The organism is Massilia sp. Dwa41.01b, assembly GCF_014171775.1.
In the GTDB taxonomy this organism is placed as follows: domain Bacteria; phylum Pseudomonadota; class Gammaproteobacteria; order Burkholderiales; family Burkholderiaceae_D; genus Telluria.
The window spans coordinates 1,294,187-1,310,472 of the sequence record NZ_CP050454.1 but is presented as its reverse complement, the minus strand read 5'-3'; the positions used below and the strand labels follow the sequence as shown (position 1 = coordinate 1,310,472).

Sequence of the window (16,286 nt, the reverse complement as noted above, 5' to 3'; positions counted from 1 at the left end):
ACGCGTGGACGGCTTTCAGGGTGCGGGCCGATCGTATACCCTGGTGGAGCCGTCCACCCTACGCCCTCCGGCATACAGCGGCGGAGATCGGCAACCGCCGCAGCACGACGTAGGGTGGTCGGCTCCACCCGACACCGCGATCCGCCTGCACCTTGAGCGCCTGCTTCGCGTTTGCCGGGCATTTAGCCCGGCTCACCCCACGCGTTCAACGCACGCACGATCGGGCGCACAGCCTCTATAACCAGCCGGCTTTTTTGAAGCGGCGATACATATAGCCCGACACGCCGGCCATCAGGCCGAGGGCCGTCGGGTAACCGTAGTGCCACTTCAGTTCCGGCATGAATTCGAAGTTCATCCCCCACACGCCGGCAAACGCCGTAAACACCGCGAAGATAGCGGCATAGGCAGCGAGCTTCTTGTTGATGTCGTTTTCCTCGATCGAGACCATCGACAGCGTCACCTGGATCGCGGTGGCGATGGTGTCGCGGATGGTATCGAGGCGGCCGGCGATGCGCAGCAGGTGGTCGTGGATATCGCGGAAGTAGTCCTGGGTGTCAATCGCCAGTTGCGGCACACGTCCGCCGTGCAGGCGGCCGACAGCATCCATCAGCGGGATCACGGCGTGGCGCAGCACCAGGGTGTTGCGCTTGAGGTCATACAGGCGCTCGATGTTGTCGCGCTGGTTGCCCTGGCCGCCGAAGATGCGGTCCTCGATCGATTCGAGATCGGATTCGAGCTTGTCGACGACGGGGAAGTAGCGGTCGACGACGGCGTCCATCAGCGCGTACAGCACGAAGCCCGAACCCATCCTCAAGAGGTGCGGCTGGCGCTCGGCACGGGCCCGCACGCCGAGGAAACCCTGGGCGGAGTCGCGCCGCACCGACAACACGTAATTCAGGCCGGCGAAAATCGCCACCTCGCCGGAGCAGAGCTCGTCCCCGTTCAGGTTCACGGTATGCACGACCGTGAACACCGAGTCGCCATATTCCTCGAGCTTGGGCCGCTGGTGGCCGCGCGAGGCGTCTTCCACGGCCAGTTCATGCAGGTCGAATTCGTGCTGCATCTCGGCCAGCTCGGCCGGCTCAGGGTCGCGCAGCGCGACCCAGACGAAGCAGTCGGGTTGTTTCAGGTATTCGCTGATATCCTCGACCGGGATATCGGACAGTTTCTTGCCTTCCTGGTAGGCGACGCAGTTGATCAGCATGTGGTTCGGTGGATGGGTCGGCGGCGATGCGAGAGCTTACACCATTCACCGGGCCTCTTCCGCCTTCGCGTGTCTACATCCGCCGGTTGAACGCGTGCGATCACGTAGGGTGGGCGCCCCGTGCCCACGCCGTTGCGTCGTTTGATCGTCGACGTGTCTTCCGGCAAAACCTTGATGACGAGAACATAGCGGCGAGGCGTCGGCGAGCCGTCGTGGCATGGTTCATATGACCGCGTGGGCACAGGGCGCCCACCCTACGGGATCAGCACTACGCCAGGGCCGCCCCCTACTCCGCCCCTTCGATGCCCAGTTCGACGATCTTGCGCGTGATCGTGTTGCGGCCGATCCCCAGGCGCATGGCGGCGTCGTGCTTGCGGCCGTGCGTGTGCTTCAGTGCCGTCTTGATCAGGGCCGATTCGAACTGCTTGCCGAGCGTGTCCATCACTTCGAACTGGCCGGCGCTGAGCATGCTGGCCGCCTGCAGTTCCAGCAACCCGATCCAGCCGTCCGGCGAGGGCGGCACCGACAGGGATACCGGCGCGCCTTCCGCCGGCGTGGATGCGGCCAATGCCGCGGCCACCGGCGGCGCCTGCGTCAGGTCGCGCGGCAGGTCCTTGACCTCGACCGTCTGGCCGGGCGCCATCACGGTAATCCAGTTGCACAGGTTTTCCAGCTGGCGCACGTTGCCCGGCAATTCCAGGCCGCTGAGGAAACGCATCGCGGCCTCGCTCATGCGCTTCGGTTCGACGCCCAATTGGTGTGCGCTCTGCACCAGGAAGTGGCGTACCAGCAGCGGGATGTCTTCCACCCGCTCGCGCAGGCTGGGCAGGCGCAGGCGGATCACGTTCAGGCGGTGATACAGGTCTTCGCGGAACAGGCCGTCGCGCACGCGCTGCTCCAGGTTCTGGTGGGTGGCGGCGATCACGCGCACGTTGGCTTTCACCGGCTGGTGCCCGCCGACGCGGTAGAAGTGGCCGTCCGAGAGCACGCGCAGAAGGCGCGTCTGCAAATCGAAAGGCATGTCGCCGATTTCATCGAGGAACAGGGTACCGTCCTCGGCCTGCTCGAAGCGGCCGCGCCGCATGGCTTGCGCGCCCGTGAAGGCCCCGCGTTCGTGGCCGAACAGTTCCGACTCCAGCAAATCCTTCGGGATGGCGGCCGTGTTCAGGGCGATGAAAGGCTGCCGCGCACGGGGGCTGTGCTTGTGCAGGGCGCGTGCGACGAGCTCCTTGCCAGTGCCCGATTCGCCCGTGATCAAGACCGTCACGTTCGATTGCGACAGGCGGCCGATCGCGCGGAAGACTTCCTGCATGGCCGGCGCCAGGCCGAGTATCTCGGGCGTCTCGGCAGGCGCCGCTTCCACGCTCGCCTCGCGCAGGCTTTCCTCGAGGGCGCGGCGGATCAGGGCGACGGCCTTGTCGATGTCGAAGGGCTTCGCCAGGTAATCGAAAGCCCCGCCCTGGAAGGACGCGACGGCCGAATCGAGGTCGGAAAAGGCGGTGATGATGATGACCGGCAGGCCGGGATGCCTCTCCTTGACCGCCTGCAGCAAGTCGATGCCGGATTCGCCCGGCATGCGGATATCCGACACGAGCACCTGCGGCGTCTCGTGCTCGAAGGCGGCCAGGGCCTCGCGCGCATTGGCGAAGCTGCGCGTGGACAGGCTCTCGCGTGCCAGTGCTTTTTCCAGCACCCAGCGAATCGATGCGTCGTCGTCGACAATCCAGATTGGTTTCATGTGCTTCCTGCTTTCCGCCCTGCCCGCCGGTCATTCGGAATGCCATGCGGGCTGTGATTCATCGTGGACCCGGCGGACCCGCCCGCCTCAATGCAGCGGCAGGAGTATCCGGAAATCCGTCAGTCCAGGCCGGCTTTCGCACTCGATCATCCCAAGGTGCTGCTGCACGAAGGTTTGCGCCAGGGTCAAGCCCAGGCCGCTGCCGCCATCCCTGCCCGACACCAGCGGGTAGAAGATACGGTCGCGGATTTCGGGTGCGATGCCCGGTCCATTGTCAATGATATGCAAGTCTAATGCCAGCCCGTAGCGGACCTTGGCCAGCGTCACCTGGCGGGCGACGCGCGTGCGCAGCACGATCTCGGCATCGCCAGCTGCGATGCGCGTGCCCAGGGCCTGGGCGGCGTTGTGGACGATGTTCAGGACGGCCTGGATCAGCTGCTCCTTGTCGCCGCGGAACTCGGGGATGGAGGCATCGTAATCGCGCCGGATGGCCAGGCCGTTGGGGAATTCGGCCAGCACCAGACTACGCACGCGCTCGCACACTTCGTGGATGTTGACGTCGCCGACGATGTGGGGCTTCCTGTGCGGGGCCAGCAGGCGGTCGACCAGGGTCTGCAGGCGGTCGGCTTCCTTGATGATGACCTGGGTGTATTCCTTCAGCTCGGCCAGGTGCAGCGGCGGCAGTTCCAGCTCGAGCAACTGGGCCGCGCCACGGATGCCGCCCAACGGATTCTTGATCTCGTGCGCCAGGTTGCGGATGAGTTCCTTGTTGGCCTGGCTCTGGTCGAGGAAGCGCTCCTCGCGATCGAGTTTCAACTGCTGGACGTTCTCGCGCAGTTCGATCAGCACCTCGCCGTTGTCCAGGCTACTGGCGATGCTGTGCACGTGGAGGGTTTCGCGCCCGGGGCGCTCGAGCGCCAGGTCCTGGCGCAGGTCGGCATACTGGTGGGCGCGGGTCTGGCCGCAGAGGGCAGCGAGCTCGTCGCCGTTGGAGAACAGCGCCGCCAGGGTCTGGCGCGAGAGCGACTTGAGCGAGGCGTCGAGCATGTTCTCGGCCGCCGGGTTGGCGTAGCGCACGCGGTCGTGGGCATCGACCAGCAGCACGCTCGAGGCCAGCAGCTCGAGGCCGGCGAACCCGGAGGCTGGCTGTGTCGATGGCGGGCCCGGCTGCGGGGCCTGGGCCGCGCTGTCGGGTTCCGTCATCGGATGTTGGCGATTTCGCGCCGCAGCGCCTCGATGTTGCGCTCGGTGCGGCTGATGTCGTCGCGCATCTGGACGACGCGCTCGGTACTTGACGAAGTTGCGCTCGTTGCCCTGGCGCTCGGGTTCGCCATTGTTGAAGGACTGCTTCAGGTCGGCCAGCTTCTTCTCTTCGGCGCGCAGTTCCTCGGTGAGGATGCCGCGGCGATCGTCGTCGCGGGCGCGCTGCTGCGAGCTGTCGACCCGGGGAAGTTGGTCGGGCTCGATGCGGCGGCAGCCGGCGCCGGGCTGACCGGGCGTGCCGAGGGAATCATGGGCGAGGCCGCCACCGGACGCGGCAATGCCGGGCCGGTATCGAGCAGCTCGCAATTGCCTTTTTTCGTGTCCGTGTACAGCTTGTTTCCGCTCGCATCGGTGCAACGGTAGACCTGGGCCTGGGCCGGGAACTGCAGCGCGAGCACGCCTGCTAGCAGCGCGGCGCCATGGCGAAAACCAAACGTTATCATTCGCATCGGTAAAAGCGGCACGCAGGGCGTGCAAGGTGGAGTTGAGCCCGAATATACCGCATCCACATAAAAACGCGGGGAAAGCCAATGGCCCTCCCCGCGTTTGTTACCTGTGCTTACAGCTTCTGATGCCGTATTGCAACAGTGGAGCTATCTGCTTACGACGAGTAGTACATGTCGAATTCGGCCGGGTGCGGCGTCATGCGCATGCGCTGCACTTCCTGCATCTTCAGGTCGATGTAGGCGTCGATCATGCTGTCGCTGAAGACGCCGCCGCGGATCAGGAACTCGCGGTCCGCGTTCAGGGCGTCGAGCGCTTCTTCCAGCGAGGCGCAGACGGTCGGGATCAGCTTGTCTTCTTCCGGCGGCAGGTGGTACAGGTCTTTCGACGCCGCTTCGCCCGGGTGGATCTTGTTCTGGATACCGTCCAGGCCCGCCATCAGCAGCGCGGCGAAGCACAGGTAGACGTTGGCCAGCGGGTCCGGGAAGCGCACTTCGATGCGGCGGCCCTTCGGGTTGGCCACGTGCGGAATGCGGATCGAGGCCGAGCGGTTACGGGCCGAGTAGGCCAGCTTCACCGGGGCTTCGTAGCCCGGCACCAGGCGCTTGTACGAGTTGGTGCCCGGGTTGGTGATCGCGTTCAGGGCCTTGGCGTGCTTGATGATGCCGCCGATGTAGAACAGGGCCGTTTCCGACAGGCCGGCATAGCCGTCGCCCGCGAACAGGTTCTTGCCTTCCTTCCAGATCGACTGGTGCACGTGCATGCCCGAGCCATTGTCGCCGGCCATCGGTTTCGGCATGAAGGTGGCGGTCTTGCCGTAGCTGTGGGCGACGTTCCAGATCACGTACTTCATGTTCTGGGTCCAGTCGGCGCGCTCGACCAGGGTCGAGAAGCGGGTGCCGATTTCGTTCTGGCCGGCGCCGGCCACTTCGTGGTGGTGCACTTCGACCGGGATGCCGAGCGATTCGAGGATCAGGCACATTTCCGAACGCATGTCCTGGAAGCTATCGACCGGCGGGACCGGGAAGTAGCCGCCCTTCACGCCTGGACGATGGCCGCTGTTGCCGCCTTCGATCTTGGCGTCGGTCGACCAGGAGGCTTCTTCGGAATCGATCTTCACGAAGCAGCCCGACATGTCGACTTTCCAGCGGATGCCGTCGAAGATGAAGAATTCAGGTTCCGGACCGAAGAAGGCGGTGTCGCCCAGGCCGGTGGACTTCAGGTAGGCTTCGGCGCGCTTGGCGATCGAGCGCGGGTCGCGGTCGTAGCCCTTGCCGTCCGACGGTTCGATCACGTCGCACTGCATGAACAGGGTGGTCTCTTCCATGAACGGGTCGAGGTTGGCGGTGTTCGGGTCCGGCATCAGGATCATGTCCGATGCCTCGATGCCCTTCCAGCCGGCGATCGAGGAACCGTCGAACGCGTGGCCCGACTCGAATTTGTCGAGGTCGAAGTGCGACACAGGAACGGTGACGTGCTGCTCTTTACCACGGGTATCCGCGAAGCGGAAATCAACGAACTTGACTTCGTTGTCCTTCACCATCTGCATCACATCTGCGGCGGTCTTTGCCATGCGTTTCTCCTAATTAAAATGGTGTGTCGCGCAGCGAGGGCGCTGTCCCGTCAGCCGGTGCGACAATCTTGCAAGGAACTAATGCAGGAACCATGCCAGCTTCCCTGTCATGAACAAATGCGCATTCGTTCTTTGGCAACCCGAGAGTTTAACCATAAAATCTCCGACGACAGGCCTTGCGGCAAGCGTGCGGGCAATTGGTGCGCGGCGCACCATCATGGTGCATTTTATCCTTATTGCACCATGATGGTGCAAAACGCACTTTTTCGGCAAGGCTGGCGCCATCCTGGTGCAGTCGAATTAATCAAAGGGAATAATGATGAGCACGACCGAAGACATCCTCGCCAGTGCGCGCACCCGCGCGCCGGGCCAGCCCTACGCCGGTGCCGTCACGCCGCGCGAGGCGTTCACGCTGCTGCAAAGCGATCCGAAGGTGAAGATCGTCGACGTGCGCACGAATGCCGAACGCGACTGGGTTGGACGCGTCGCCTCGGTTTCCGAGGCGCAGCACGTGGCCGTGCAATGGGCCACCTACCCGGGCGGCCAGCCGAATCCGCAGTTCAGCGAGCAGCTGGGGCAGGTGGCGGGCAAGGACGAGGTATTGCTGTTCCTGTGCCGCTCGGGCGTGCGCTCGCGCCACAGCGCACGGGTGGCCACGGAGCTTGGCTATGCGCAGTCCTACGACATCCTGGAGGGTTTCGAGGGCGACCGCGATGCAGAGGGGCATCGCAAGACGATTGGCGGCTGGTGCAAGGCTGGCCTGCCCTGGATCGGAGCGTAGGGTAGGCGGCTCCATCGCGCCCGATGCGTTGCGCCACTGCACGCGCCGCCTACGCGTTCAACCCACGGCGGCTCATTCGCGCTGCCGTTCGGGCCATTCGTTCGAGCCCTTCGTTCAAGCGCGTTGGGGCTGATCGCGCGGGTTTGAACGCGTAGGCGGCGCAGGCGCCGCGTCTGCGGAAGTGTTGCGGGTGGAGCCGCCTACCCTACGGCGTGCAGCATGTAGCGGCGTACATCGAACGACCTATTGCCGCCCTGGCAGCCGTCCATCTACCCGGTTATGGCATCACCATCACCTGCAAGCCCGACGCGGTGCCCGGCGCGCGGTACACACGCTGGGTCGCCTTGACGAAATCTTCCGGCTTCGCCTTCGGGATGTGGGTAAACGTCTGCGGGTTCAGGTCCACCAGCGGGAACCACGAACTCTGCACCTGCACCATGATGCGGTGGCCGCGGCGGAAGGTGTGGTTGACCTGGCCGATGTCGAAATCCAGCGCCTCGACCTTGCCCGGCGTGAATGGTTGCGGCTTGGCGAACCCGTTACGGAACTTGCCGCGCAGCGGGTTGCCGCGCACCAGCTGCTGGAAACCGCCCAGCGCCAGCGCGGGCACGCCCGGGTCGGCACCGTGGGCTCCAGCGGGCGCCTCCGGGTAGGACGCCGGATAGACGTCGATCAGCTTCACCACCCAGTCGGCGTCCGTGCCCGTGGTCGAGACGAACAGTTTCGGCGTCACTCCTCCGACGATCGTCACGTCCTCCTCCAGCACTTCGCTCTGGTAGACCAGCACGTCGGGCCGCTTGGCGGCGAAACGCTGGTCCGAGACCATGTATTCCTGCGGCACGCCGGTGGCTGGATAGGCAATATAGGGCACCGGCTTTTTCGGGTCGGCCACGTATTCGTCGAAAGCGGTGCCAGCTGCCGCGGGCTGCGTCCAGCCCAGCTTGCCGTCGGCACCGAAGTACAGCGTGCGTGGCTTGGCCTGCACCGGCGGCCAGGCCGTGTAGCGGCGCCAGACGTTGCTGCCGGTCTCGAAGGCCGTGACCTCGGCGACCGGGTTCGCCGGCTTGACGCCTTTCAGGTGCTGTTCGAAAAACGGGAACTGCAACTCGCGGCGGAAGTACTCCGAGGTCTTGCTGTCGAAACTGACGTGTCCGAGGCGTGCGCCCTCCCCACGCGCCCAGCCGCCGTGCACCCAGGGTCCCATCACCAGGCCATTGGTCGTGCCTGGGTTGAGCTTTTCGATGGAAGCATAGGTCGTGAACGGACCCTGCGGGTCTTCCGCGTCAAACCAGCCGCCAACGGTCAGCACCGCCGGCTTGACGTTCTTCAGGCGCGGACCGATGGCGCGTGAGGTCCAGAACTCGTCATAGGTGTCATGCTCGATGGTGGGCACGAGGAGCAGACGCTGTTCGTCCGTCATGGTGCCGAGGATGTTCGACAGCGTCAGGTGCTTGAGAAAGAAATCGTACGCATCGGTGTCGCCGTAGTCGAAACTGTCGCGCGTTTTCGGCAGCGGCGTCGGATTCGGGCGCGAGGTGAAGGCGGCGTAGAAATCGAAGTTCGCAGCCAGCATGAAGGCGCCGCCGTGGTAGGAATCGTCGCCCATGTAGAGGTCGGTGACCGGCGCCTGCGGCGAGGCCGCCTTGATGGCCGGGTGCGAGTCGATGATGCTGGCGGAGGTATAGAAGCCGGGATAACTGATGCCGTGGATGCCGACCTTGCCGTTGTTGTTCGGCACGTGCTTGAGCAGCCATTCGACGGTGTCGTACATGTCGCGGCTTTCCTCGCCTTCGCCGGCGGCCAGCTTGGCTTTACCGTGCGGCGTCATCTCCTGCCACTTCCCTTCCGACATGTAGCGCCCGCGCACGTCCTGCTTGACGAAGATATAGCCGGCATCTTCCAGCTCGCGCGAAGGGCCGATGGACTCCGGGAACCAGTCGACACCGTAGTGCAGCTCGCCCTGTGCAAACACGCCGGCGCTGTAGGGCGTGCGCGTCATCAGGAAGGGATACGGACGCGAGGCATCCTTGGGCACATAGACGGTGGTGAACAGCTTGACGCCGTCGCGCATCGGGATCTGGTATTCGTGCTTGGTGTAGGTCTCGCGCAGGTTGCGCTTTTGAGCGGGCGCATCCGCCGCCCCGTCCGTCGAGGTGGCGGCCTGGGCGCCGGGAGTGGCGCCGAAGGCAAAGGCCAGGCTGAGTGCCAGGAGGGAGAGAGGACGGCGGATCATAATTTCCTTAAAGACAAATCACACGGCCTGCCAGTGTAATCTCATCCGCAGGAAATTGTTATCCGCCGAAGTCGCCCGGTCCGGCCGCCGCCGGTGCCGATGCGCGCAGCCGCTGGCGCACGATGTTGATATGGCCGCGCAGGCCGTACAGGCCATCGGCATAGGCCAGCGGAATCGAGATGTGGTTTACGCGTTCCTCGATGTCGTCCAGGCGGTGCAAGAGATCCTCGCGTACGATCTCGCGGCGCGCCTCTTCCGCTTCCGGCTGCACGGCCTCCCAGGCCTGCTCCACCGCGCGCAATTCGCCGTACCAGCGATACACGCGCGAACGCACGCGCCACACGTACAGCGGCGGCACGATTTTCGAGAGCGGTATCACCAGGGCGGCCAGCGCCACCACCACGACCCACAGGCGCTCGAACAGATTCGCCAGCCAGAAGCGCATGTAGCGCTGCAGCAGCGGCGGGCCGTCGCGGTAGTATTTCGCCGCTTCCTCCGACACGGGAATCTCGGTAAATTTCGGCGAGGGGAACTGGCCCTGCTGCTGGAACCAGCCGGCGCCGCCGTGGATCTCGCCGGCCGCCTTGACAAACAGGTCGACCAGGGCCGGATGCAGGTCTTCCCGCGCCACCAGGGTGGCCGTGGGCGCGATCAGGTGGTAGTCCTGGGACGGAATGTCGCGGCCCAGGTCGACGATCCCGCGCGGCAGCGTTACGTGGGTGAGGAAAGGCAGGCGCCGCGTATAGGCTTCGGCCTGGGAAAAGTTGAACAGGCGGATGCCGGGCGTTTGCAGCAGCATCTGGATCAGCGGCGCTTCCGGCGCCGAACTGAACACGAGTCCGTCGATGCGCCCGGCCAGCAGTTCGACCGTGGCCGGCGTGTTCTCGAGCGCGCCGATGGTCAGTTCGTTCGGCTCGACGCCGTTCACGGCCAGCACCTGGCGGAACAGGGTCGGCACGCCGGTACCCTCCGGCCCGAGGTTGATGCGCTTGCCGCGCAGGCCGGTGAGACTGGTGGCCTTGACCTCGCTGCGCAGGAACAGCCAGACGGGTTCCGTGAACAGGCTGCCCAGGGATACCAGGCCGAGCTGGCCCGCCTGCTCTTCGCTGGTGGAACCGCTTTGCACGAACGCGATGTCGGCTTCGCCACGCTGCAGGCGTAGCAGGTTTTCCTGGGAGCCCAGCGAGGGCTGCAGCACGACCTTGATCTCGTCGCTCTTGAGTTCCTTGGCATAGCGGGCGCCAAAGGCTTCGTAGGCGCTGTTTTCCTGGCCGCTTGCCAGGCGCACGATGCGCGGCGGGGCCGGGTCGACAACCAGGTAGGCGATGAAGCAGGCCAGCGCGACCAGGACGACGGTCGGCCCCGCCGCGACGATCAGGTCGCGCAGCGAAACCAGGCTGAAGCTGCGAATTGTCGATACGGCGCGCCGGCTTGCGCTGCGCGCCCTTTCTCCGGGACTCATCCAGCCATTATAAGGCCAGGCCCCGGCTGCTCATCCGTTTGGGCAAGCAGGCCGGCGACGGACGGGTCAGCGCACGCACTGGCGCTGCGCGGCCACGCTGCCCTGTGGCGGTTCGATCATCGGCATCAGGCTCGGCGCCAGCGTTGTGAGCAGCTGCACCGGCAAGGCGCTGGTGAAGTCGTAGTTCTCCGACTGCGGTCCGTGCACATAGGCCGTCATGCTGCCGAAGAAGCGCTCGCCGATGTTGAAGACGAACGTGGCCGAACGGTTCACGTAGCGCGATTCGATCAGGCGCCCGCCTCTAGCATACACGTCGAAGCGCTGGTCGCCGGTACCGGTCTTGCCGCCCACCGCGATGACATTGCCGTCCGATTGCGTGAAGGCGGTCTTGACGCGCTTGGCCGTACCTTCCGACACCACGCCGCGGATGGCAGTGGCCACCGCGCGCGCCACTTCCGGCGCCAGCACGACTTCGTTCTCCACTTTCGGTGCGCGCTTGACCAGGGTTTCGTAAGGCGTGGCCTTGGCAAAGTGCAGCGAGTCGATGCGCTCGACGGGTTTGCGTACGCCGCCGTTGACGATGATGCCCATCAGTTCGGCCAGGGCCGCCGGCCGGTCGGCCGAGGCGCCCAGCGTGGTGGCGTAGGACGGCACCAGCGAATCGAAGGGATAGCCCATCTTCTTCCACTGGGCATGGATCTTGAGGAAGGCTTCGACTTCGATCAGGCCGGCGATGCGCTTGTCCTGGGCGTTCTTGCGGCTGGTCTTGAACAGCCACGAATAGACTTCCTGGCGCTCGCGCACGCTGGCCGCGACCACTTCGCTCCAGCCGGCTTTCGGGTGGGTCTGCAGGTAGCCGACCAGCCACAGTTCCAGCGGGTGGGTCGAGGCGACATAACCGCGGTCGGCCAGCGACATGTTGGCCGGCGCATACTGCTCGTACATCCTGGCGATGCGCTCTTCGTCGACCTCGTTGCTCGGCAGCGAACGGTCGATGAAGGCGCCGAACTGGGCCAGCGTGGCCTTCGGCGCGATCGTCAGGTAGGCCGCGGCCAGCTTCGAGGCGGCCGGGCGCACGCCGGCAAAGAGCAGCGCCTGCGCTTCGTCCGGGGTCTTGCCCTTGTACTTGTTCCAGAACTTCGCCAGGAAGGTCTTGCCCTCGCTGTCGGCGAAGCGCGCCAGGTACTCGGCGCGGCGCGGATCGTTGGCGTCGGCCAGCAGGGCGGCCGAGGAACCGGGCAGCTGGAACATGTAGTAGCGCACGACGTCGCGCATCATGCGCACGAAGACCAGGTTGGTCGACTGCTGCAGCGCGTGCTGCACGGTCATGATCTTCGAATTGTCGAGCTTGCTGAAGTTGCCGAAGTAATGCAGGCCGCCGCCGGTAAAGAAGCCTTCACCAGGGTTGGCCGAGTACTTGCGCTCCATCGCCGCCGCCAGCATGGGCGTCAAGCCACGGTCGGCATTCGCCGGCAGCGCCAGGAAGTATTCCACCGCCCACTGGCTCAGGCGATCCTTCGGGTCGATGCGCGCTTCGCGCAGCGCCTTCGGGTCCATCGGCTCGTAGCGGCGGTGCAGCTGGTCGACGATGTCGAGGTAGGTGACGAGCGTGCGCAGCTTGGCCGTCGAACCGAGGTCGAGCTTGGCCTGCTCGTTGATGTCGAGGGGCTGGTCGTAGTTGTCGGTCTGGACGCGCAGGTAGTTGACGTTGTCGCCCCGCTCCATCAGGGTAAAGCTGTAGACCACCTGGGCCGGGTCGCCGTTGCCGAGCAGGCCCTTGCCGGTCAGGCCGGCCGCTGCGGCCGCCTCGGGCGTGGTCAGCTGGCGCAGCGTGGCGGTCACCGCCTGCTGGGCCTGGGCATCGAGGGTGGAAACCACCGACATGTCGAGGCGGTCGAGGTTGTACAGGCGCGGCTCGCCCAGCAGGTAGCCGAGGTGGTTGCGCACGGCGTTCGAGGCCTTGCGCGACACGAAGGCGTTCGGCTCGGGTGCGGCCACGCCGGAATGCAGCGAGGGCTGCAGCTTGACGGCGAGGGCCGCGTCGCGCAACTGCGGCGTGATCACGCCGGCCTGGGCCAGCACGCGCAGGTGGCTGTTCGTGAGCGTTTCGAGGTCTTCCTTGCCGGCGCCGAGGTAGTAGGCAGGACGGCGCTGCGCGATCATCAGCGACAGCGCTTCCTTGTAGATGAGCACCGCTTCGGAATTGTCCATGCGGCCCTTCAGGGCGGCACTGACCTTGGCGAAATCGCGGCCGTACCAGACCCACATGCCGTCGCCGATGCCGTTCACTTCGCCGTAGCCGAGCTTGGCCGACAGCGGCACCGTATTCAGGTAGTCGAGCACGATCTGGCGGCGTGCGCCAGTGGTGTCTTCGCCATCCTGGTAGGCGCGCAGCGTGGCCGAGGCCATTTGCACGAGCTTGTCCGACAGCGAGGCGGTACGCCCTTCCGGCGAATGGCGGTATTTTTCGATTTGCGTGGCCAGCGTGGAACCGCCGGCAACGCGCCCGCCGCTGCCGACGCCGACGGCGTGCAGGGTTTTGTCGAACACGGCTTTCGAGAAGCGGTCCCATTCGACGGCCGGGTTGCGTTTCGGGTAGGCCGGGTCGAGCAGCTCGCGGTTCTCGATGAACAGCAGGCTTTGCACCAGCAGTTGCGGGGTGTCGTCGAAGCGCTCGTAGAAGCGTTCCGGGAAGCGCGAGCCGAACAGCGGCTGGCTGCGGCAGTCGAGGATCTCGAGGCCGGTACGGGTCTTTTCGCGGTAGGTCGCGAAGATGCCGCGGTCGGCCAGCTGCACCATTTTCGGCGACATGCGCGCTTGCGCTTCGATGACGTAGTCGCGCGACTGCAGCCTGGTGAGAAACGCCGGGAGATGCGAGTAGCCAAGGCGGGCATCGTAGGGGCTCTCGGACGGGAAGCGGATCGCGTCGCTCGCGCCCTTGTGCATGCGATAGTGCACGTCCTTCATCATGCCGGCGAACAGCTTCGCCTGCAGCGTGGAGGTGCGGGTCTCGTAGACGGCGTAGGCCGAACCGGCCGCGACGACGACCAGCAGCAGGCCGAACAGGACGCGCTTGCCGCGGCCCTTGCCGGCAGGCGGCTCGCCTTCGTGTTCGGGTCCGGCGCCATCGCCTGGCGGAGCCTCGGCGGAGTTCGCGCCTGCGTCGGAGACGAGCGACAGGTGCGGATAGGTGTCGTACAGGGGCGCGTCCTGCGCGGTCGCTGCCATGGCGAGGGCGGGCGCGGCGCTGCCGTCGGCGCGCGTGCGCAGGTTGCGCATGGCGCTGAATACGTTACGTGGCCGTTTGAAACGGCGGGTGCTTTCCATGATGGCTTAACCGGTTTGAATCGTCATTCCTACGAGGGCCTCGGGCAACCTGCTGGCGGTTTCCGAATGCCCCATCCTGTCAACCTGCTCGCCATCCGTACTACTGGTCTGTTCGAGTGATCGAGGTCGTTGTTGGTTCACGTGGCTGGCGCTAAAAATCGCGATGAAAATGCGCCGCGCCCAAGCCATCATTCCACCACATCAACAGGTCTTCCACGTAGACCTGTTCAACAAATTTGACCTGCCCCGAACATTTTCGCAAAAAAACAACGGCCGAGTTATCGGGATAGCACTGATGCCTACAAGCATGGGTATTCGCCTCCTACACGGATGAGATTCGGCGTACCTGGCCTGTCTTTTCGGCCTGAGTCCGGGGTGTCCGACCGTGGAAATTCAAGCCGGCATCGGCGCCGTCGCACCCGACCCGCGCAGCCTTTCCAGCGCGTCCAGACAGTAGTACTGGAACCATAGTCCGGTGAACAGGAAGATCAGCACGTACAACCAGGCCGACAGCACCGCCAGGAAGGGAAACAGCACCATCGACAGCAGCGCGCCGCCCATCCAGGCGATGCCCGGCAAGGCGCCGAGCACGCCCGACACCATGCCGATCGCCAGCAGCGGCCAGCGGTGCGCAGCCATCAGGGCCTTGCGTTCAAGCGTGCTGGCGTGCCCGGCCAGCGCGTCGTAGCTCATCACGCGCGAGGTCACCCAGCCCCACAGCGCGGCCTGCACCAGCACCGCCACCGGCGGCACCGCATACAGCGGCACCGTACACAGCCACAGGGCCGCGAACACGAGCACGCTCGAGAGGTTGATGGCCACGCTGCCCACGAAAGACCCGCCTTCCTTGCGCTCGAGCTTCGGGTACTGGCGGCGGCTGACGTGGCCTTCGATGGCCGGCATCGCGACCACGCCCATGAACAGCAACGACGAGGCGATCATCAGGGGCAGCAGCAGCAAGATCGCCATGATCGGCACCACCATCACCTTCAGCATGCCCAGGCCGAGCGTCGAGAGGATGCTGTCGCTCGAGGTGAACCAGCCGTACTCGGCGAACAGGCCCTGCAGCCAGTCGAACAGCGGCTGGCCGAAGGCATACAGCAGCCCGCCCCACAGCAGCAGCGACAGCATCAGCGGCAGCAGCGACAACAGCAGCATGCGGCTCGAGAACTGGGCGCGCAACGCACGCGCCCAGGCGGTGGCGACGGCATTCATGAGGGGCTCCCCGGCGTGCTGGACTGTTGAGCAGGCATGATCGTGCGGCTCCAGAAGTCAAAAGCGTATTGTAGACCGGGATCGCGGGGGCGCCGCAGCGGGCGCTCGATGGCGCGGGGCGGATTGATGCACTACAATCGCCCCTCAACTTGAACAGCGAAGGAATACCATGTCCACTACCACCACCGCTTCCGGCCTGCAGTACGAAGATACCGTCGTCGGCGAAGGCGCCGAGGCGAAAGCCGGTGCCTACGTCACCGTCCACTACACCGGCTGGCTGCGCAACGACGACGGCACCCCGGGCGCCAAGTTCGATTCGAGCAAGGACCGCAACGATCCGTTCCAGTTCCCGCTGGGCGCCGGCCACGTGATCCGCGGCTGGGACGAAGGCGTGCAGGGCATGAAAGTCGGCGGCCAGCGCCGCCTGACCATCCCGGCGAGCCTGGGCTACGGTGCCCGCGGCGCCGGCGGCGCGATCCCGCCGAACGCGACGCTGATCTTCGACGTCGAACTGCTGGCGGTGTAAGCAGCCGGGCTGCAAGGCAGTCAGGCGTGCGCGAAGCCGCGTCGGCCGGGAGCTCCCGGCCGACGCGGCTTTTTTGATGTCCAGGCGCCGTCGGCGCTACCCCTTGTCTTCTGAGTAAGCCCTCTAAAATACGGGCGATTCCTGCGTGACCCGCCGCCTCCTGCGCTAAGATGCCCCGCATGCATTGCCTTACAGTCAATGCCTCATCCAGCAAACACAACAGGAGTTTTTATGAGCTTGCAAGACCAGTTCGCCCAGGCCCAGGCCGATTCGAAGAACCTGCCGGAGCGTCCGGACAACATGACCCTGCTGAAGATCTACGCGCTGTTCAAGCAGGCGTCGAGCGGCGACGTCAGCGGCGAGCGTCCTGGCTTCACCGACATGGTCGGCCGTGCCAAGTACGACGCCTGGGATGGCCTGAAAGGCACCTCGAAAGAAGACGCGATGCAGCAGTACATCGATCTGATCGAAGAGCTGAAGGGCTGATCGGTCACGGTTTGGCAGGGTGGGCACTCCGTGC

Annotated in this window: 13 protein-coding genes; 3 read left to right on the top strand and 10 right to left on the bottom strand. The window is 65.2% G+C overall.

The window, feature by feature from the left end:
* Window positions 1-235: 235 nt before the first annotated feature.
* The 6 genes from corA to glnA all read right to left on the bottom strand — a co-directional run bounded on the left by corA (window position 236) and on the right by glnA (window position 6,222).
* The gene (gene corA, locus G4G28_RS06025; RefSeq protein WP_182991257.1) at window positions 236-1,204 is read right to left on the bottom strand and encodes a magnesium/cobalt transporter CorA; all 969 of its coding nucleotides are present in this window, start codon (window positions 1,202-1,204) and stop codon (window positions 236-238) included.
* A gap of 286 nt (window positions 1,205-1,490) precedes the next feature.
* Window positions 1,491-2,942 carry a nitrogen regulation protein NR(I) gene (ntrC, locus tag G4G28_RS06020; RefSeq protein WP_182991256.1) on the bottom strand — a complete coding sequence of 484 codons (1,452 nt, stop codon included), beginning with the start codon at window positions 2,940-2,942 and terminating at the stop codon, window positions 1,491-1,493.
* 87 nt (window positions 2,943-3,029) lie between these two features.
* Window positions 3,030-4,145, bottom strand: a complete 1,116-nt coding sequence (gene glnL, locus G4G28_RS06015) for a nitrogen regulation protein NR(II) (RefSeq protein ID WP_182991255.1) — start codon at window positions 4,143-4,145, stop codon at window positions 3,030-3,032.
* Window positions 4,142-4,276: a hypothetical protein gene (locus tag G4G28_RS27410; protein WP_267875272.1), complete on the bottom strand. Its 135-nt coding sequence runs from the start codon at window positions 4,274-4,276 to the stop codon at window positions 4,142-4,144. The genes glnL and G4G28_RS27410 overlap by 4 nt, the downstream gene beginning before the upstream one ends.
* Window positions 4,277-4,291: 15 nt before the next feature.
* Window positions 4,292-4,648 (bottom strand): DUF4124 domain-containing protein, encoded by a 357-nt coding sequence (locus G4G28_RS06010; RefSeq protein WP_229507905.1) that lies wholly within the window; start codon window positions 4,646-4,648, stop codon window positions 4,292-4,294.
* 158 nt (window positions 4,649-4,806) lie between these two features.
* Entirely contained in the window at window positions 4,807-6,222 is a 1,416-nt protein-coding gene (glnA, locus tag G4G28_RS06005; RefSeq protein ID WP_182991254.1) for a type I glutamate--ammonia ligase, read from the bottom strand.
* A gap of 319 nt (window positions 6,223-6,541) precedes the next feature.
* Here glnA and G4G28_RS06000 point away from each other — a divergent pair, with 319 nt between their 5' ends.
* Entirely contained in the window at window positions 6,542-7,003 is a 462-nt protein-coding gene (locus G4G28_RS06000; protein WP_182991253.1) for a rhodanese-like domain-containing protein, read from the top strand.
* A 277-nt stretch (window positions 7,004-7,280) separates the two neighbouring features.
* On the opposite strand, the gene G4G28_RS05995 is transcribed toward G4G28_RS06000, so the two are convergent.
* From G4G28_RS05995 to G4G28_RS05980, 4 genes are all read right to left on the bottom strand, one after another.
* Window positions 7,281-9,236 (bottom strand): CocE/NonD family hydrolase, encoded by a 1,956-nt coding sequence (locus G4G28_RS05995; RefSeq protein ID WP_182991252.1) that lies wholly within the window; start codon window positions 9,234-9,236, stop codon window positions 7,281-7,283.
* 58 nt (window positions 9,237-9,294) lie between these two features.
* Complete coding sequence (locus tag G4G28_RS05990) at window positions 9,295-10,698, bottom strand: TAXI family TRAP transporter solute-binding subunit (protein ID WP_182991251.1); 1,404 nt, start codon at window positions 10,696-10,698, stop codon at window positions 9,295-9,297.
* A 66-nt stretch (window positions 10,699-10,764) separates the two neighbouring features.
* Window positions 10,765-14,025, bottom strand: coding sequence for a transglycosylase domain-containing protein (locus G4G28_RS05985; protein WP_183108133.1), 3,261 nt, complete (start codon window positions 14,023-14,025; stop codon window positions 10,765-10,767).
* A 393-nt stretch (window positions 14,026-14,418) separates the two neighbouring features.
* Window positions 14,419-15,240, bottom strand: coding sequence for an EI24 domain-containing protein (locus tag G4G28_RS05980; protein ID WP_182991249.1), 822 nt, complete (start codon window positions 15,238-15,240; stop codon window positions 14,419-14,421).
* 169 nt (window positions 15,241-15,409) lie between these two features.
* On the opposite strand from G4G28_RS05980, the gene G4G28_RS05975 reads away from it, so the two are divergent.
* Window positions 15,410-15,766 (top strand): FKBP-type peptidyl-prolyl cis-trans isomerase, encoded by a 357-nt coding sequence (locus G4G28_RS05975; protein ID WP_182991248.1) that lies wholly within the window; start codon window positions 15,410-15,412, stop codon window positions 15,764-15,766.
* Between the two features lie 231 nt (window positions 15,767-15,997).
* Complete coding sequence (locus G4G28_RS05970; protein ID WP_182991247.1) at window positions 15,998-16,252, top strand: acyl-CoA-binding protein; 255 nt, start codon at window positions 15,998-16,000, stop codon at window positions 16,250-16,252.
* Window positions 16,253-16,286: the final 34 nt, after the last annotated feature.